General features: G+C 67.8%; 18 protein-coding genes. 9 read left to right on the forward strand and 9 right to left on the reverse strand.

The window, feature by feature from the left end:
• Window positions 1-36: 36 nt before the first annotated feature.
• Complete coding sequence (locus ACZ9J7_RS06525; RefSeq protein WP_476208017.1) at window positions 37-576, forward strand: TetR/AcrR family transcriptional regulator; 540 nt, start codon at window positions 37-39, stop codon at window positions 574-576.
• Window positions 577-616: 40 nt separating this feature from the next.
• Here ACZ9J7_RS06525 and ACZ9J7_RS06530 read toward each other — a convergent pair whose 3' ends face one another.
• From ACZ9J7_RS06530 to ACZ9J7_RS06540, 3 genes are all read right to left on the reverse strand, one after another.
• Window positions 617-1,804 carry a 4-hydroxybenzoate 3-monooxygenase gene (locus tag ACZ9J7_RS06530; protein ID WP_476208018.1) on the reverse strand — a complete coding sequence of 396 codons (1,188 nt, stop codon included), beginning with the start codon at window positions 1,802-1,804 and terminating at the stop codon, window positions 617-619.
• A 133-nt stretch (window positions 1,805-1,937) separates the two neighbouring features.
• Window positions 1,938-2,681 carry an IclR family transcriptional regulator gene (locus ACZ9J7_RS06535; RefSeq protein WP_476208020.1) on the reverse strand — a complete coding sequence of 248 codons (744 nt, stop codon included), beginning with the start codon at window positions 2,679-2,681 and terminating at the stop codon, window positions 1,938-1,940.
• An 81-nt stretch (window positions 2,682-2,762) separates the two neighbouring features.
• Window positions 2,763-3,839, reverse strand: a complete 1,077-nt coding sequence (locus ACZ9J7_RS06540; RefSeq protein WP_476211808.1) for an FUSC family protein — start codon at window positions 3,837-3,839, stop codon at window positions 2,763-2,765.
• 158 nt (window positions 3,840-3,997) lie between these two features.
• On the opposite strand from ACZ9J7_RS06540, the gene ACZ9J7_RS06545 reads away from it, so the two are divergent.
• The 6 genes from ACZ9J7_RS06545 to ACZ9J7_RS06570 all read left to right on the forward strand — a co-directional run bounded on the left by ACZ9J7_RS06545 (window position 3,998) and on the right by ACZ9J7_RS06570 (window position 10,180).
• Window positions 3,998-4,834 carry an ACT domain-containing protein gene (locus tag ACZ9J7_RS06545; protein WP_476208022.1) on the forward strand — a complete coding sequence of 279 codons (837 nt, stop codon included), beginning with the start codon at window positions 3,998-4,000 and terminating at the stop codon, window positions 4,832-4,834.
• A gap of 251 nt (window positions 4,835-5,085) precedes the next feature.
• On the forward strand, window positions 5,086-6,444 hold the full coding sequence (locus tag ACZ9J7_RS06550) for an MFS transporter (protein ID WP_476208024.1): 1,359 nt from the start codon (window positions 5,086-5,088) through the stop codon (window positions 6,442-6,444).
• A 79-nt stretch (window positions 6,445-6,523) separates the two neighbouring features.
• Window positions 6,524-7,207, forward strand: coding sequence for a GntR family transcriptional regulator (locus tag ACZ9J7_RS06555; protein WP_476208025.1), 684 nt, complete (start codon window positions 6,524-6,526; stop codon window positions 7,205-7,207).
• Window positions 7,204-7,989, forward strand: coding sequence for an aspartate/glutamate racemase family protein (locus ACZ9J7_RS06560; RefSeq protein ID WP_476208026.1), 786 nt, complete (start codon window positions 7,204-7,206; stop codon window positions 7,987-7,989). The genes ACZ9J7_RS06555 and ACZ9J7_RS06560 overlap by 4 nt, the downstream gene beginning before the upstream one ends.
• Window positions 7,990-8,019: 30 nt before the next feature.
• Complete coding sequence (locus ACZ9J7_RS06565; RefSeq protein ID WP_476208027.1) at window positions 8,020-9,444, forward strand: amidohydrolase family protein; 1,425 nt, start codon at window positions 8,020-8,022, stop codon at window positions 9,442-9,444.
• A gap of 10 nt (window positions 9,445-9,454) precedes the next feature.
• The gene (locus ACZ9J7_RS06570) at window positions 9,455-10,180 is read left to right on the forward strand and encodes a maleate cis-trans isomerase family protein (RefSeq protein WP_476208029.1); all 726 of its coding nucleotides are present in this window, start codon (window positions 9,455-9,457) and stop codon (window positions 10,178-10,180) included.
• Between the two features lie 21 nt (window positions 10,181-10,201).
• Here the strand turns inward: ACZ9J7_RS06570 and ACZ9J7_RS06575 are convergent, their stop codons facing one another.
• The 5 genes from ACZ9J7_RS06575 to ACZ9J7_RS06595 form a co-directional block, all read right to left on the reverse strand.
• A complete protein-coding gene (locus ACZ9J7_RS06575) occupies window positions 10,202-11,122 on the reverse strand; it encodes a diacylglycerol/lipid kinase family protein (RefSeq protein WP_476208030.1) in 921 nt (306 codons plus the stop codon).
• Between the two features lie 72 nt (window positions 11,123-11,194).
• On the reverse strand, window positions 11,195-12,568 hold the full coding sequence (locus ACZ9J7_RS06580) for an NAD(P)(+) transhydrogenase (Re/Si-specific) subunit beta (protein WP_476208031.1): 1,374 nt from the start codon (window positions 12,566-12,568) through the stop codon (window positions 11,195-11,197).
• Window positions 12,565-12,885, reverse strand: a complete 321-nt coding sequence (locus ACZ9J7_RS06585) for an NAD(P) transhydrogenase subunit alpha part 2 (protein WP_476208032.1) — start codon at window positions 12,883-12,885, stop codon at window positions 12,565-12,567. The genes ACZ9J7_RS06580 and ACZ9J7_RS06585 overlap by 4 nt, the downstream gene beginning before the upstream one ends.
• A complete protein-coding gene (locus ACZ9J7_RS06590) occupies window positions 12,885-14,063 on the reverse strand; it encodes a Re/Si-specific NAD(P)(+) transhydrogenase subunit alpha (protein WP_476208033.1) in 1,179 nt (392 codons plus the stop codon). The genes ACZ9J7_RS06585 and ACZ9J7_RS06590 overlap by 1 nt, the downstream gene beginning before the upstream one ends.
• 176 nt (window positions 14,064-14,239) lie before the next feature.
• Window positions 14,240-14,896, reverse strand: coding sequence for a GntR family transcriptional regulator (locus ACZ9J7_RS06595; RefSeq protein WP_476208035.1), 657 nt, complete (start codon window positions 14,894-14,896; stop codon window positions 14,240-14,242).
• 191 nt (window positions 14,897-15,087) lie between these two features.
• Here ACZ9J7_RS06595 and ACZ9J7_RS06600 point away from each other — a divergent pair, with 191 nt between their 5' ends.
• Window positions 15,088-16,113 (forward strand): amidohydrolase family protein, encoded by a 1,026-nt coding sequence (locus ACZ9J7_RS06600; RefSeq protein WP_476208036.1) that lies wholly within the window; start codon window positions 15,088-15,090, stop codon window positions 16,111-16,113.
• A gap of 22 nt (window positions 16,114-16,135) precedes the next feature.
• Entirely contained in the window at window positions 16,136-16,819 is a 684-nt protein-coding gene (gene ligK / locus ACZ9J7_RS06605) for a 4-carboxy-4-hydroxy-2-oxoadipate aldolase/oxaloacetate decarboxylase (RefSeq protein ID WP_476211809.1), read from the forward strand.
• A gap of 14 nt (window positions 16,820-16,833) precedes the next feature.
• Here ligK and ACZ9J7_RS06610 read toward each other — a convergent pair whose 3' ends face one another.
• Window positions 16,834-17,646: an IclR family transcriptional regulator domain-containing protein gene (locus ACZ9J7_RS06610; protein WP_476208037.1), complete on the reverse strand. Its 813-nt coding sequence runs from the start codon at window positions 17,644-17,646 to the stop codon at window positions 16,834-16,836.
• Window positions 17,647-17,656 lie beyond the last annotated feature (10 nt).

The following is a 17,656-nucleotide window of genomic DNA, read 5'->3' on the forward strand; positions in this document are numbered from 1 at the left end:
GTAGTGATCCGGAAGGGGTCCCACTACACTGAATCCATGCCGGACCGACGCACCCTGTTGCTCGATGCCGCCCTCACCGTGGTGGCGGACAAGGGCATGAAGGGACTCACCCACCGGGCCGTGGACACCGCCGCAGGCCTGTCGGAGGGCACCACGTCCAACTACTACCGGAACCGCGCCGCCCTGGTTGACGCCGTCCTGGACCGGCTGCTGGAACTGGACGCCACCCTCCTCCGGGACCAGGGGCCTGCCGGTCCGCCCGAGGATGTGGGTGAACTGGCAGGCCAGCTCGCCTCCATGGTGGTGATGCTTGCCGGCCGGCACGCCGCCCTGACCCGCGCCCGGCTGGCACTTTCCCTGGACAAGCCGGACTCCGTGACGGCCGGACACTTCCAGCTGGTGGGCGGCCTGGAACAGGCGCTTGCGGGGCTGGGAGTGCCGGACGCGCGGGCGCGGGCACGGGATGTGGCCGACTACGGCGACGGGGTGCTGCTCCACCTGCTCACGGTCAGGCGGGACGAGCAGCCCGACGCTGCCGCCATCGCGGCCGCCGTCCGGCGGCTGGTGGGTATTTGAGCCTCACCCGGCCGGCCGCCGTCGTACTTCCCCGGCCCCTTTAGGCCGAAGCGGGCCAGCCCGTGTATGCCTCGGCCAGGTAGGCCTTGCCGTGGCGGGAGGAGACCACGGAATTCAGTTCACCGAGCTGGCGGGCGCGGGAGAAATCGTCCGCGTCGGCCGGGGTGTGCAGCATGGTGGTCATCCAGTAGGAGAACTGCTGGGCCTTCCACACCCGGTCCAGGGCGCGGTCGCTGTAGGTGTCCAGGAGCCGGTCCGAGCCGGAGTTGTAGTGGCTGTCCAGTCCCTCGAAAAGGAACTTGACGTCATTGATGGCCAGGTTCAGGCCCTTGGCACCGGTAGGCGGCACGGTGTGTGCGGCGTCGCCGGCCAGGAACAGGTTGCCGTGGCGCATGGGAGTGTGGACGAAGCTGCGGAAGGGCAGCACCATCTTTTCCAGGACCGGGCCTTCCTTGAGCTCGAAGCCGTTGCCGTTGACGCGGCTGCGGAATTCCGCCCAGATCCGGTCGTCATCCCATTCGGCCACGTTCTCCTTGGGATCGCATTGGAAGTACATCCGCTGGACCGTCTCCGTGCGCTGGCTGATCAGGGCGAAGCCGTTGGCCGAGTTGGCGTAGATCAGTTCGTCGGAGCTGCGCGGTGCCTCGGCCAGGATGCCGAACCAGGCGAAGGGGTATTCGTGGAAGTACCACTTGCGGTGGGCCTCGGGGATCTGGAACCGGCAGTGGCTGCGTGAGCCGTCCGCGCCCACCAGGAAGTCGGCCTGGATCTCGAACTCGACGCCGTCGGCATCGGTGAACCAGACCTTTGGCTTGCCCTCCAGGTCATGGACGGTGGTGTCGGTGACGCTGTAGCGCACATCGCCGCCGTCGTCCTTCCTGCGTGCGGCCAGGTCCAGGAAGACGTCAGTCTGCGGGTACAGCCACACGGACTCGCCCACGAGGTCCTTGAAGTCGATGCGGTGGCTCTCGTTGTTGAAGCGCAGTTCGATCCCGTCGTGCCGGTCGCCGTCGCGCAGCACCCGGTCGGAGACGCCGCTGTCCACCAGCAGGTTGACGGTTCCGTGCTCCAGGATGCCGGCGCGGACGGTGTGGGAGATTTCCTCGTGGCTGCGGATCTCGATCACCGTGGACTCGATGCCGGACTTGGCCAGCAGGTGGGAGAGCATCAGGCCCGCCGGACCGCCTCCCATGATGGCTACCTGGGTGGTGATGACTTTTCGTGCCATGGCTGCGTCTCGCTTCGTTGCGGGCCCGGGAAGGGCCGGATGGATGCCTGGCTTTCAGTGTGCGGCAGGGCGGGTGACCGGCGTTACAGGTATTCCGTTCAACGGATTCCGGCGGCAAATCCGGTGCGGTTGGTCACGCCTCGGCCAGGCCCCTCGCAATGCCGCGGGCCGCCGTCTGCAGCGCTGGAACCAGCGCCTGCAGCCGCATTTCCCGCAGGGGAACCACGACGCCGAGGGATGCCACCGCACGCTGGCGGCGGTTCAGGACGGGCACGGCGATGCCCCACGTGTCCGGATCAACCACGCCTTTTAGCTGCGCGAAGCCTTGCCGCGAGGTATCGGCAAGCAGCGTGCGGACGTCGTCGGCTACCAGCTTGCCGTAGGGATCGTGGAATTGGGCGAGGTATTCATGTTGCAGGGTCCTGTCCTGGTGGGCCATGAGCGCCAGCCCGGCGGACGAAATGTGGATGGGCATCCTGCCGGCCACCTGGGCCCGGTTGGCAACCGACCCCCGCCGGGAGAGGCGCTCAACGAACAATGCCTCCCAGCCGTCCAGTACAGCCAGGTTCACGTTCTGGTTCAGGACCTGCTGGATGTCCTCCATGAACGGCATGGCCGCCTGCCGCAGCGCGAGGGCAGGCGAGGCGCGGTTCACCAGTTCCCACAGGCGGAGGCCAGGGCGGACGATGCCGCCGGGGGCGGTCTCCAGCAGCCCGTGGCCGGCCAGTTGGCCCACCAGCCGGTGCGCAGTGGTCAGTGGGAGGCCCGCACGCTCGGCCAGCTCCGACAACCGGAGATCGGCAACGTCCTGCGGGAAGGCGGAGATCAGCCGCACAATCCGGTCCACCACCGAATCGCCCGAGGTTGAGTTCGCCACTGCCGCCGCCTTCCGTTGAACGGGAAGTCCAGCGTACCGCGGCCCAGGGGACGGAGGCGCCGGCCTACAGCAGGGCGGCGGTCAGGCCTGGGTGGCGGGGCGTGCCGTGCCGGGCCGGAGCCGGCGCCACGCACCCGGGGCCAGCACCACCACGATGCCGACGGCGGCGCCAATGACGGTCTCGACGATGCGGTCGCGCAACAGGATGGAGGCGGAGGCGGGGACGACCAGGAGCGTGGACACCAGCGCCAGCGGCGTGACAAAGACCTGGGCGAGAAGGTACTGGCGGATAATGAAGAGCTCGGCGCCGAACTGGCAAAGCGCCATGACCAGTACCGTCTGCCAGGGCTGGAGGCCAAGCAGCAGGACGGCAGCGAGGACCAGCAGGCCCAGCACAGTCCCGATGATCCTTTGGATGCCGCGGCGCACCCGGTGCCTGGTGCTGTGGCCCACGAGGGGAACCACGGCGGCCACCATGGCCCAGTAGTTGTGGCCGAAGCCGAGCCGGCTTCCTGCCCACGTGGCCAACGACCCGGCCAGGCCCGCCGCCACCAGGTAGCCGAAGCCCTCAAGCCAGGCGGTCCGCTTCTCAGCGGGGGTGCGCCGGATGCGGGGAGGCCTGGTCCAGGGGGTGCGGTGGCTGGGAAGGATCCTTGATGAGAAGCCGATGAGCAGCGCAAACATGGTGGTGAGGACCGCAACCAGCATGCCTTCCCACAGCGGCGGCTGGTTGGGGATGGAGGCGATGGCGGCGAACGCGAAAATGTGGAAGAGGGAGCCTGCCGGGCGCAGCCGCAGCCAGGAAATCGCCACCGAGCAGGCGCCCGCCACCAGGGTGGTGGCCAGGACCAGCAGCCATGTGTGCGCGGCGGTATCCAATCCCCAGGCTGGACCCATCCGGGCCGCGAGGGCGGCCAGGAAGATGACCAGCAGCATCAGCAGCCCGGCCCGCAGCTGCAGCATAAAGCGCACGGCGTGCGGCTCGCCGCGGCCGTAGATGCCAGTGAAGGCTCCGAACGACGCGAAGATCGCCAGGTCCAGCCTGCCCAGCAGCACCAGTGTGATCAGGGGGACAAAGACGCCGACGGCGCACCTGATTGCGGGGTGGTGGTCTTTGTTGCCGGGGGCGATGCTGAACATCTCAGCAAGCATCTTCACGGGGGCAGCGCCTTCCTTGGGGGTGGATTCCGGGGTGGCGGCCGCGCTGACGTTCCTGGTAAATCCTACGCCGGAGGCCTCCGAAACCGGCCAACACGTTCCCATGAATGGAATCTGGAGGCAATGCGGCGGAAACAGCACCCGCCGATGCTTGAGTCATGACCCGCCCTCCGCGCAACACCCCTGCCGCTGAACTGAGCTGCGAAGTCTGCGGCCGGATGCCGGAGCCGCCCAAGGCCCGGCTGACCTTGGCAAATGTCGCCGCCATGCTGCCCATCGAGCTCCTGGTCCACGCCCTCGTGGTGGAGGCCCACCTCCCTTACGTGGCCAAGGTGCTGGTGCTGACGCTCACCGCTACGGTCCTGGTGATCTGGGTGGCCGAGCCGTCCGCCGCCCGGGTCCTCCGCAGCTGGCTGCATGCGCCGGCACTGCGTCACCGCCGGCGGCTGGCAGCGGCACCGTCGCTGTGGCGGGCGCGGACGCTGCTCCGGGACCAGCCAGGGTCGCTGCAGCGGATCACGCGGGCCTTGGCCAGGCTGGATGCGAACATCCTTGGCATCCACGTCCACCCGGCCCCGGGCGGAGTCCTGGATGAGTTCGTACTCTCGGCCCCGGGGACCGTGGGTGAGCGTGAATTGCTTGCGGCGCTGTCCGACGCCGGCGGGAGCCATTCGCACGTCTGGCCCACCACGGCACTGGCCATGGCAGACGGACAGACCAGGGCGCTGAGCCTGGCGTCGAGGATCGCTGCCGCCCCGGACGAACTGCCCCTGGCGGTGGCCGAGCTGCTGCATGCCGGGATCGTGCCGCCGTCGGACGCCGGCGCCAAAGGGTCCGACGACGGGACCCGGCTTAAGATCCCCACGGCCTGGCACGGCCCCATCACCTTCTCCCGGCCCGGCGAGCCTTTCACCCCGGCCGAATCCGCCCGGGCGCACCGCCTGGCGGAGCTGGCCGAGATCCTCTCGCACCGCCGGACGGATTCCCCCGCATAGCTCCCGGTCCAGTCACAATCCGTTGGCAGGCCGGCCGGGCCGCCGGAACGGCCAAAACCCTTGACAGTGGCGGGCGTCACTCCTACCTTTGATTTTGGGATCCCAAATTGGGATCCCAAAACTGATCACCGCTCGACGCTCCGGATCGTCCGGCGGCCACTCTTCCGGCCAGCAGGTCCAACCCTGCCTGCGCCGCACCACGCATCGTCAATACCCTCCCCATCCGTAAACTTCCCCGTGAAGGAGAAGCTGTGTCCATCCCAAACACTGAAACAACGGCCACGCCAGACGAGGCCACGCCGCTGACCCGTGAACAGTCCGGAAAGGGCGGCACGCAACGGCGCACTGCCGTCCGCTGGAAGCTGTTCCTGCTGCTCCTGGTGCTCGTGTCCGTCAACTACATCGACCGCGGATCCATCTCCGTGGCGCTGCCCATCATCCAAAAAGAATTCAACCTGGCGCCCGAACTGGTGGGCCTGCTGCTGTCCGCCTTCTTCTGGACCTACGCGCTGATGCAGGTTCCCGTCGGCTGGCTGATCGACAAGTTCGGCCCCCGCAAAGTCATGACGGCCTCCTGCCTCGGCTGGGGCGCGGCGACGGCGGCTTCCGGCATGGCCGGCGGCTTCCTGAGCATGTTCATCGCCCGCTTGGGAATTGGCGTGACCGAGGCCGGCGTGATGCCCGCAGGCGGCAAGCTCAATGCCATCTGGATGCACAAGTCCGAACGCGGCCGCGGCGCAACCATCCTCGACGCCGGCGCACCCCTTGGCGCAGGCCTGGGCGGCATCATCATCGCCGGACTCATCGCCTCCACCGGCAGTTGGCGCTGGGCCTTCGTGATTGCAGGCGCTGCCACCGCACTCATGGGGCTTGCTGTTTGGTGGTACGTCCGGGACAACCCCCGCCAGCACCGGGGTGTCAACGACGCCGAAGCCTCCTACATTGAAGCCTCGCACCAGGCCGAGGACGCGGAGGCAGCCGTGGACGGCAGCAAGGGCAAGCGCGGCCTGCTGCCCTACCTGAAGTTCCGTTCCTTCTGGGCCATGTGCCTGGGCTGGCTGGGCTTCAACGGCGTCTTTTACGGCCTGCTGACCTGGGGCCCCCTGTATCTGGCCCAGGCCAAGGGCTTTGACCTGAAGACCATCGGCTGGTCCACGCTGGTGATCTTCGGTGCCGGGTTCGTCGGCGAAATCATCGGCGGCACCATTGCCGACAAGTGGCGGGCAACGGGCGCCTCCGCAAACCTCGTGATGCGGACCCTCCTGGGCATCTCCAGCGCCGTAGTGATCGGCGGCCTGGTCGGCGTCACCGTAGTCCCCGATGCCACCACCGCCGTCGTCCTGCTCTCGCTGGTCCTGTTCTTCCTGCGCTGGGTGGGCCTGTTCTGGAGCATTCCCGCCATCCTGGGCGGCCGCACCAACGCCGGTGTCCTGGGTGGTGCCATGAACCTCAGCGGCAACATCTCCGGGTTCGTCACCCCCATCGTCGTCGGCCTCATCGTCGGAGCCACCGGCTCCTACACCTGGGCGCTGCTGTACTTCGTGGGTTCCGCGGTGATCATGGGCGTATCAGTCCTCACCCTGAACTACAACAAGCGGCTTCCTGTCTAAGCTGACCCTCGCAGGGAAACCTGCAAACAACGCCCCCGCAGCCGGGAGCAGTGCCGTACAAGAATCCGAATGGAGCATCATGCTGACCGCAGAAGAGACCCAGGACAAGGACCGCCCCCTCCGCGAGACTGTCCGGGACACCCTCCGCACCCGGATTTTCGAAGGACACTACGCTCCCGGCACGCGGTTGGTCGAGCGGGACCTGGCGGCCGAATTCTCCGTATCACGGCTGCCGGTCCGCGAGGCCCTTCGCATGCTGCGCCAGGAAGGACTGATCAGCGACCGCGGTGCGCGCGGTGCCGAAGTCAGCAGCCTCAGTCCCAAAGACGTGGAGGACCTCTTCGACGTCCGCCAGTCCCTGGAAGTCCTGGCCTGCCGGCTTGCAGCCAAGCGGGCCACCAAGGACGACCTCGCCTATCTCAAGCGGCTGCTGGACAACGCGGAGGCGTTCCTGGCCAAGGGTTCCATCATGGAAGCCCACCGCTCCAACAGCGAGTTCCACGACGCCATCACCGGCATCGCGGACAACAACTTCCTCAAGTCCGCCCTTGAACCCCTCCAGGGCCGGATGCACTGGCTGTTCCGGCACGTCAGCGACCTGCCCGAACTCATCCGCGAACACCGCGAGCTGTACGCCGCCATTGCCAGCGGGGACCCGGACAAGGCAGCCGCCCAGTCCGCCTCCCACATTGGAAAATACCGGGACCAGTTCCCCGAGGACTTCCAGAAAACCGAACCAGAATTACACCGGAAGAGAAAATGAAACTCCTGGTCATCAACCCCAACATCAGCGCCGGTGTCACCGCACTGATCGAATCCGAGGCGCTCCGCTCCGCCTCACCCGGCACCGAACTGCTGGTCCGTACCGCCGCCCACGGCGTCGAATACATCGAGACCCGCTTCGAATCCCTCATCGCCGCGGGCGCGGTGGCGGAAGTCATCGCCGAACACACCCGCCCCGAAGCAACCCCGGTGGACGCCGTAGTGGTCGCCGCCTTCGGGGACCCCGGCATGCCGGCCCTGAAGGAACTGGCGGACGTGCCCGTCATCGGCATCACGGAGGCCGCCCTGTGCGCCGCGTCCCTGCAGGGCCACCGCTTCTCCATCATTGCCATTTCGGACCGGATCAAACCCTGGTACCGCGAGTGCGTGGAGCAGTTCGGTCTGTCCGGCCGGCTGGCGTCCATCCGCTCCATCAACGACTCCCTCACCAGCATCGCCTCCGTCCAGCAGGACTTCCGGGGAACCCTGCTGGCACTGAGCCGTCAGGCAGTGGCCGAGGACGGCGCCGACGTCGTCATCCTGGCCGGCGCCCCGCTGGCCGGGCTCGCCCGGGAACTCCACGGACAGATTCCCGTGCCCGTAGTCGACGGCATTTCGGCCGGCATCCGCCTGGCCGAGGCTGTGGCCGGCCTGCAGTCAGGCACCCACCGCGCCGGCGCATTCGCGCCACCGCCGGCCAAGGACCGCAAGGGACTGTCCGGCAACCTGGACGCGGCCCTCGCCGCCCGCCAGGACGCCGGCACCCCGCAACCCACCGCCTGAACCAGGCTTCACCAACCCAGGAGGACACCGATGTCCCACCAGCCAGACCTCGTCATTGCCAACGCCACCATAGTCAACAGCACCGGCCGCCGGGAAGCGCACATCGTGGTTTCCAACGGGCAGATCGCAGCCCTCGTGGACGCCGCCCGGCCCGTGCCCGCGGCTGACCGCACCATCGACGCCACGGGCAAGCTCGTGATCCCCGGCGGCGTGGACGGCCACTGCCATGTTGCCCAGGTGACCGGACGGTTCCGCACGCTCGACGACTACCGCACCACCTCCACCGCAGCACTGTGGGGCGGCACCACCACCATCATCGACTTCGGCATTCCCCGCGATGCCCAGGAAAGCCCGCTGGCCGCCGTGCTGCACAAGAAGGAACTGGCCACCCAGTCACGCTGCGACGTCGCCCTTCACGGCGCCGTGGTCAGCTGGGATGAAACCGTGCCGTGGCAGCTGGAGCAGTTGGCCGCCGAGGGCGTGCGTTCGGTGAAGATGTACACCACCAACCGCGGCACCACCATGGCCGACGGCGACACCATCCTGAAGGTGATGCGCGAAATGGTGCGGCTGGACGGACTGGCCTACATCCACGCCGAGCACGATCCCATCATCGCCGACTGCACCGAACAGCACGCCCAGGACGGCCTGATCGGAATCGAACACCTGCACCGGACCCGACCCGAACTGGCCGAGGAGATCTCCGTCAGGGAAACCCTGGCCATGGCCGAATACACCGGCGCGCCGATCTATTTCGTCCACCAGTCCACGCCCGGCGCCGTCGACCTTGTCTCGGAGGCACGGGAACGCGGACTTGAGGCCTACTCCGAGACCTGCCCGCACTACGTCACGCTGGACGACACCGTCTACGCCTCCACCTTCCCCGAGTGGTTCGCCTGCTGCCCGCCCATGCGCAGCCCGGAAACCGTGGCCGCCCTTAAGGAACGGCTGGCTTCCGGTTCCATCCACACCATGTCCTCGGACCACTCCTGCTACGACCTGTCCCAGAAGCGCGAGCGCACCGATGACGTGCGCGCCATGCCCCACGGGCTGCCCGGGGTGGAAACGCGGATGCCAGTCACGTTCACCGCGATGACCTCCGCCGGCGCCACCGTTGAGCAGTTCGTCAGCGCCTTCGCCTCGGAGCCCGCGCGGATCAACGCCGTCCCCGGCAAAGGCCGCATCGCCGAGGGCTTCGACGCCGACCTGGTCATCTTCGATCCCGCCGACGAACGCACGGTCAATGGCGCTGCCCTGCACATGGGGACCGATTTCTCACCCTTCGACGGAAAGGCACTCACGGGTTGGCCCGCCGTCGTAGTTTCCAACGGGCGCGTGGTCCTGGACGCAGACGGCTTCCACGATCCGGGCGCCGTGGGCCGCTTCATCAACCGCAACGGCTTCCGGGAACACCAGTCCGCGACTGAAGCCACCCTCCTCCCCGCAGTCCTCTAGGAGCCCACGAATGACCGCAAGCACCCGCCCCCGCCGGATCGGCATGATCGTGCCGTCCTCCAACACCTGCCTGGAGCCGCAGACCTACCGCATCCTGGGCAGCCGCACGGATGTCACCGTGCACTTCACCCGAATCCCGGTCACCCGCATTGCGCTGGATGACTCGTCCGACCGCCAGTTCGACCCGGCCGTCATGCAGGAAGCAGCAAAGCTGCTGGCGACGGCGGACGTGGACGTGATTGCGTGGAACGGCACCTCGGGTTCATGGCTCGGTTCAGCGCACGACCAAGAATTGGCCGGCGGGATCACGGCCGCCACAGGCATCCCGGCCACCACCTCCACACTCGCCTACCTTGAGGCCTTCCGGACTTTCGGCACCGAGCGGATCGGCCTCTTCACGCCCTACACGGAGGACGTGAACCACCAGGTCATCGCGTCCTACGAGCGTGAAGGCATCAAGACCGTGGATCACCGGGGTCTCGGCCTGAGCGACAACGAGTCCTTTGCCCGGGTCACTGACGACGAAATGCGCCCCGGCTCCCTGGAACTCGCCGCCGCTGCTCCCGACGCGCTGGTGTACCTGTGCACCAACCTGTACGGGGCCAACATCACGGCAGAGATCGAGCACGCCACCGGTGTACCGGTGCTGGATTCGGTGGCGGTGACGCTGTGGCATGCCCTGAACCTGGCCGGCGCACCACTGCTGGAGCCGCGCTGGGGCAGGCTGCTGGCGTAACCGCCCCTCCGTCCGGCGTCCCTACATCCGCAGGGTCAGGGCACCGGGCTCCACGGTCATCAGGACGTGCTTGCCCTCGCCTTCGTGGTCGCCGTCCAGCTGGTAGTCGTCGTTGTGCTCAAGGGTGATCTCCACGGTCTTGCCCTGGAAGTACTCCACCGCGGTATCCCTGTTCTTGCCCCGGCCGATGATGCCGGCCAGCACGGACAGCCAGCCGAGCTTGCCATGGTGGGGTGCCAGCACGGCGATGTCCAGCAGGCCGTCGTCCACCTTGGCGTCGGGGAAGATCTCCAGGCCGCCCTGGACCTTGCCGCAGTTGCCCACCATCACGCTGCGGACCCCGCGGTGCACCACGTCCTTGCCGTCGATCACCACGGTCGCCTTGACGGGCTTGCCGGGCAGGTTACGGATGCCGGCGTCCACATAGGCCAGCCAGCCCACCTTGTCCTTCAGGTCCTCGTTGGTGTCCGCCATGATGGTGGCGTCATATCCCACGCCGGCCATGACCAGGAACACCTGCTCCTTGTCCGGGTCGCTGCGCCGGGCACGGACCACGTCGATTTTCCGTTCGGTACCGATCAGGGCCCCGGCCATGGCGGCGTCGTAATCGGTCACGTCCAGGCCCAGGTTCCGGGCCAACAGGTTGCCTGTCCCCAGCGGCAGCAGGCCCATGGGGGTGTCCCCGCCGGCCAGGACCTCAGCGACACAGCGGACGGTACCGTCACCGCCGGCAGCGATGACGATATCCGCACCCTGGGCCAGCGCTTCCTTCGCCTGCCCGACCCCGGGATCCTCCTTGGTGGTTTCCAGCCAGATGGCCTCGCCCCAGCCGTTTTCCACGCAATGCTTGGCCACCAGCCCGCGCACGTCGATGTCCACCGGCTTGGCGGGATTGACGATGATGGCGGCGCGTTTGGGCGAAGTGGAGCTGGTCTCAGTCATGGCGTCCTCTGATGGCGGATGGAAAGCAAGCTTCTGAGAGAAGGGTAACCCGGCGCGGGGGCTGTTCCCCGCCTACAGTGCCTTGACCGCGCCCAGCACCTGGGCCAGCGAGTCCTTGGCATCCCCGAACAGCTGGGATGTCTGGGGCTCGTACAGCAGGTCGTTCTCGATTCCGGCGAATCCCGGGCGCATGGAGCGCTTCAGGAACACCACCTGCCGGGCCTCCGCCACCTCCAGGATGGGCATCCCGTAGATCGGGGACCCGGAGGACGTCTTGGCGGCCGGGTTCACCACATCATTGGCACCCACCACCAGGGCCACATCGGTGGTCTTGAACTCCGGGTTGATCTCCCCCATCTCCTTGAGCGATTCATAGGGCACATTGGCTTCCGCCAGCAGAACGTTCATGTGGCCCGGCATGCGCCCGGCCACGGGATGGATGGCAAAGTCCACTTTGATGCCCCGCGCTTCCAGGGCCAGGGCCAGCTCGGCAGCCGTGTGCTGGCCCTGCGCCACCGCCAGCCCGTAGCCGGGGACGATGATCACCCGCTGGGCATACCCCAGCAGCACCGCCACGTCCTCCGCCGAGGACGACCGGACCGGACGTTCGCTCACTGCCGTGGACCCCGCCGTCGAACCTCCCCGGAAAGCGCCGAACAGGATGCCTGCCACGCTCCTGCCCATGGCGGCCGCCATGGCCCGGGTGAGGATGGTGCCGGAGGCTCCCACCAGGGTGCCGGCCACCACCAGCAGGACGTTGCCCAGCACCAGGCCCGAAGCCGCGACGGCCAGGCCGGTGAAGGCGTTCAGGAGTGAGATGACGATGGGCACGTCGGCGCCGCCCACGGGCAGCACCAGGAGGACACCGGCGGCAAGGCCCAGGACCAGCAGCAGGACCGCAAGCGGAACAGCTCCGGTGAGGACCACGGCCACGCCGGCCGCCACGGCAGCCAGCAGGACCAGCGCCATCACCACGGGAAGGCCCGGGAAGACCACCGCCCGGGTGGTCATCAGTTCCTGCAGCTTGGCGAACGTAATCCCGGAACCGGCGAAGGACACCGCGCCCACCAGGAGCGTGAACACAATCGCCACCCGGACCCAGGGGTTTTCCGCGTGGCCCAGCTCCAGGAGCGCCACCAGGGCCGCCGCGCCGCCGCCCACCCCGTTGAACAGGGCCACGAGCTGCGGCATCTGCGTCATTTTCACCCGCCGCGCCACGGGCGCCGCCACCGCGGAACCCACGGCGATGGCGGCCAGGATCCAGGGGATGTTCTCGAGCCGGGCGGACAGGAAGACGGTGACGACGGCGATCAGCGCACCAAGTGCCCCCACCAGGTTTCCGCGGCGGGCCGTCCGGGGGGAACTGAGTCCGCGCAGGGCGAGGATGAAGCAGACCGCAGCGGCGAGGTAGAGCAGCGAGGTCCAGACGGGGTCAAGAAGGCTCATTTATTGCCTGCCTCGGGCTGGGCGCCTGCCTTGGCCGGGGCCTTCCTGGCATGGAACATGTGCAGCATCCGGTCCGTCACCACGAACCCGCCCACCAGGTTGGCCGTGGCGAGGACGACGGCGAGCAGCGCCACCGCGAGCACCAGCGGATCGGCGGCCTGGCCGGCGACGATGATGGCCCCCACCAGGATGATCCCGTGGATGGCGTTGGCGCCGGACATCAACGGCGTGTGCAGGGTGCTGGAGACCTTGGAGACCACCTCGAAGCCAACGAACACCGCCAGCACGGTGATGGTCAGCAGGGCGATTCCGTCCATCAGCGTGTTCCTTCCTGTCCCGCTGCTGCCGTGGCCGTCCGCGCCGCGAGCAGCTCCGCGGTGGGACGGTGCCGCACCTCCCCGGCGTGGGTGAGGCAGGCACCGGCCACTACTTCGTCGTCGAAATCCAGCGTGAGGCTGCCGTCATGGACCAGGAGTGCCAGCAGGTTGGCGACGTTCTTGGCGTAGAGGCGTGAGGCGTCCGACGCCATCGCGGAGGCCGGATCCTTCAAGCCCACCAGGGTGATGTGTCCGGTTCCGTCGGCGGTGGGAATGGGGATGTCCTGGCCTGCCACGGAGCCTTCAACATTGCCCCCGGATTCCGCGGCGAGGTCCACCACGACCGAACCGGGGCGCATGCCCTGGACCATCGCGCGCGTCACCAAAAGCGGCGCGGGACGGCCGGGGACTGCCGCCGTCGTGATCAGGACGTCCGATTGCGCCACGTGGGGTGCCAGCAGCTGCCGCTGCCGGGTTCCGGCGTCGGAGCTGAGCTGCCGCGCGTAGCCGCCGGCCGCTTCAGCGGTTTCCAGGTCCAGCCGGATGAAGGTGCCGCCCATGGACGCAACCTCGTCGGCGGAGGCGGGGCGGATGTCGTTCGCGAAGACGCGTGCACCGAGCCGTTTGGCGGTGCCGATCGCCTGCAGCCCTGCCACGCCGGCGCCGAGCACCAGGACGCGGGCTGGCGGGACGGTTCCCGCCGCTGTCATGTACAGCGGGAAGAACCGGGGCAGCCTGATGGCGGCCTCCAGGACGCAGCGGTAGCCGGCCACCAGGGCCTGGGAGGTCAGGGCGTCCATGGACTGGGCGCGGGAGATGCGCGGCACCAGTTCCAGGGCGAAGGAGGTGATTCCGTTGTCAGCGAGCGCCTGGACCGCGGGCAGTTCGGACGACGGCGACGCGAGCCCCACCGTCACGGCTCCCTTTTGCAGGGACGCGGCGGTGTTCGGGTCAAGGGGCCGGACGTGGGCCAGGACATCCAGGGCCGTAGTGTCCAGTACCGGGACGATGGTGGCACCGGCCTGCTGGTAGCCGGCATCGGCATGCCCGGCGGCGTCCCCCGCCCCGGTTTCCACCAGGACGTCCAGTCCCATCGCCGCCAGTTGCCTGACGGTATCGGGAGTGGCGGCGACGCGCCGCTCGCCCTCCCTGCGTTCCCGCGGAATCCCCAGTTTCACCCGCCGACTCCTCTTCCTGACGAGCTGTGCAGCGGCTCTGCTGCACGCAGTTGGCTTGAGTCTAGAGCGCGGCGGCCCGCGGCGGGAGTAGCCGGCGGGGAGGTTGTGGGTAACGATTCGCCTGTCAGCCCGGGACTTCCCGGTCTGCGGCGTCCCCCGGGCCAGACCGGTTGGGGCTACTTGTTGCTGGCGCGGATGGCGTCGGCCACGCTTTCCAGATGGACGCGCATGGCCTCTGCGGCGGCGTCGGCATCGTGCGCGCAGACGGCATCAATGACGGCAAGGTGCTGCGGGAGCGAGACGGCCGGGCGTCCCGGCTGGCGTGCCAGGCGGAACTGGAAGCGGACGGCCTGTCCGCGGAGACGTTGGATGGTTGCTGCCGCGGTCTTCTGCGCACTCATGGCAATGATCTTTTCGTGCATCGCCTGGTTGCCTTCCGAGTAGGACTCCCGGTCTCCGCGGTCCACGGCGCCCTTCATCCGCTCGGCCAGCTCCTGCAGCTCCGCAATGTCACTGTCCGTGGCCCGTTCCGCGGCTTTGCGGGCACACAACGCCTCCAGCGCAGCTCGCACCTCGGTGATTTCAACGGCCTCGTCCACGGAGACGGCACGCACCCTGGCCCCGCGGTTCTGGACGCGCTCCACCAGGCCTTCCACGCTCAACTCCGAGAGGGCCACCCGGATGTTTCCGCGGCTTGCTCCGTACTCGGCAGCGAGGTCACCTTCCACCAGGCGCTGGTTGGGAACCAGTTCCCCGCTGACGATGGCGGTGCGCAGCAGCTCCGCGAGCTCGGCAGCCGTGAGGGCCCGGCCCGTTCCATCCACGGTTTCCACTGCCCACCATCTCCCTGTTCGGCCGGTTGCCAATTTTGCTGACAATTTTCCGGATTCAGCGTACTCCAGACTTGTCCGCCCCGGCCCGGGAAAACATTGATTGTTAGCTATATTGCTGACAACATTTGCTTGTGCGGTTATCGAGTTAGAACGGCGCCGTTCGGCAGGCGCCCCTGCCAGGAGCATGCGCGATGATTATTGACATCCACGGCCACTACACCACGGCCCCGGACGCCCTTGGGTTGTGGCGTGACCGGCAGGTGGCGGCCCTCCAGGATCCTTCACTGGCGCCATCCCGCACTGACCTGGCGATTTCCGACGACGACTTGCGCGAAAGCATCGAGGCGAACCAGCTGCGGCTCATGGATGAGCGTGGCATCGACCTCACCATCTTCTCGCCACGGGCGTCCTTCATGGCCCACCACGTCGGTTCCTTCGAAACCTCGGCGGAATGGGCTGCCATCTGCAACGAACTCTGCCACCGGGTCAGCCGGCTCTACCCCGAACGGTTCGTCCCGGCCGCCATGCTCCCCCAGTCCCCCGGCGTGGACCCTGCAACCTGCCTCCCCGAACTCACGCGCTGCGTGGAGGAATACGGCGCCGTAGCCCTGAACCTGAACCCCGACCCGTCCGGTGGCTACTGGACTGCCCCGCCCCTGACGGACCGGTACTGGTACCCGGTCTACGAGAAAATGGTGGAGTACGGCATCCCGGCCATGGTCCATGTGAGCACCAGCGCCAACCCGGCCTTCCACACCACCGGCGCCCACTACCTCAATGCGGACACCACCGCGTTCATGCAGCTCATCCAGGGGGACCTGTTCAGGGACTTCCCCACCCTGAAGCTCATCATTCCCCACGGCGGCGGCGCAGTGCCCTACCACTGGGGGCGCTTCCGGGGCCTTGCCATGGCCCTGGGGAAACCCGAACTGGAAGAGCACCTGCTGGGAAATGTCTTCTTCGACACCTGCGTGTACCACCAGCCCGGAATCGACCTGCTGCTGGAAGTCATCCCCACGCAGAACATCCTCTTCGCCTCCGAAATGATCGGCGCGGTCCGGGACATCGATCCATGGACCGGCCACCATTTCGACGACACGGCACGCTACATCGACGCCGCCGGCCTCGACGAGGCCGAACTCGGTGCCATCCACGAGCACAACGCACGTGCCGCCTATCCGCGCCTTGACGCCCTGCTCAAGCGGCAGGGCAGGTGAGATGCCGTCGAAGGGAACCATGATGCAGGAACTTGGGGTGGTCCATACCAACATCACCCGCGCGCCGGCGGACGCCGTCAAGGCCCTCTCCGCCTTCGGCGTCAGCACGGTCCATGAAGCCATGGGGAGGCTGGGACTCATGCGCCCCTACATCCGGCCCGTCTACCCCGGTGCCACCCTGTGCGGGACCGCTGTGACCGTCCTGCTGCAGCCCGGCGACAACTGGATGCTGCATGTCGCGGCGGAACAGGTCCGGCCCGGAGACGTGGTGGTGGCCGGCTGCACCACCGAATGCGAGGACGGCTTTTTTGGCGAGCTGCTGGCAACATCGCTCCGTGCGCAGGGTGCAGCCGGCCTGGTCATCGACGGCGGCTGCCGCGATGTGGCAGCCCTCCAGGCCATGGACTTTCCCGTGTTCAGCCGGGCCATCAACTCCAAGGGCACCGTGAAGGCCACCCTCGGCTCAGTGAATATCCCGCTGGTCTGCGCCAACGCGCTGGTGAGCCCCGGGGACGTGGTGATTGCCGACGTCGACGGCGTGGCCGTGGTCCCTGCCTCCCGTGCCGCCGACGTCGCGGAAGCCGCCCGGAAACGCGAAGACAACGAGAAAGCCAAGCGTGGCCGCTTCGCAGCAGGAGAGCTGGGCCTGGACATCTACGGCATGCGCGGACCGCTGGAGGAAGCCGGACTGCGGTACGTGGACTGAAGCCCGGGCTCCTGCTAGCCCCGGGCTGTAAGGTCGGCGGAAATCAGCTTGGCGGTGGCAACGATCTCCTGCGCCACCGATGCCAGGTACGCCTGCGGGTCCGGTTTGGCCTGCACGGACTGGGCCTGCAGCGACACGTTCACCGCCGCCACCACCTTGGCCCCGTCGTACACCGGCGCGGCCACGGACATGAGCCCCAGCTCCAGTTCCTGGTCCAGCAGGCACCAGCCCTGGGCCCGGACGCTGTCCAGGACCGCCACCAGCTGGTCCACGGAGCCCAGGGCGCGCGGAGTGAGCGGCCTGACCTCGGCGGACGCCAGGTAGGCCTTCAGGTCCGCGGGCGGGAGGTAAGCCAGCAGCACCCGGCCCATCGAGGTGGCATAGGCCGGGAACCGGGTGCCCACGGTGATGCCAACGGTCATGATCCGGCGGCTGGTCACCCGCGCAATATAGGCGATGTCCGTTCCGTCCAGCACCGCGGCGGACGTGGATTCGCCCAGCTTGAGGGACAGCTCCTCCAGGTGCGGCTGTGCGAGCTGCGGCAGCGACAGCCCGGAAAGGTACGCGTACCCCAGCTGGAGGACCTTGGCGGTCAGCGCAAAGGTCTTGCCGTCGGTCCGTACGTAGCCGAGCTCCACCAGCGTGTGCAGGAAGCGGCGCGCCGTGGCCCGTGTCAGGCCAGTGCGGGAGGCGACCTCGGTGAGTGTCATGACGGGACGGTCGGCGTCGAAGGCACGGATTACCGCCAGCCCCCGGGCCAGCGACTGGACATACTGGTCGCCGGCCTGCGGGGCGGGCCTGGTCTCGGTACCTGCGGCGTCGGTCATGGTTACCAAT

Source organism: Pseudarthrobacter sp. TE9888 (assembly GCF_056279345.1).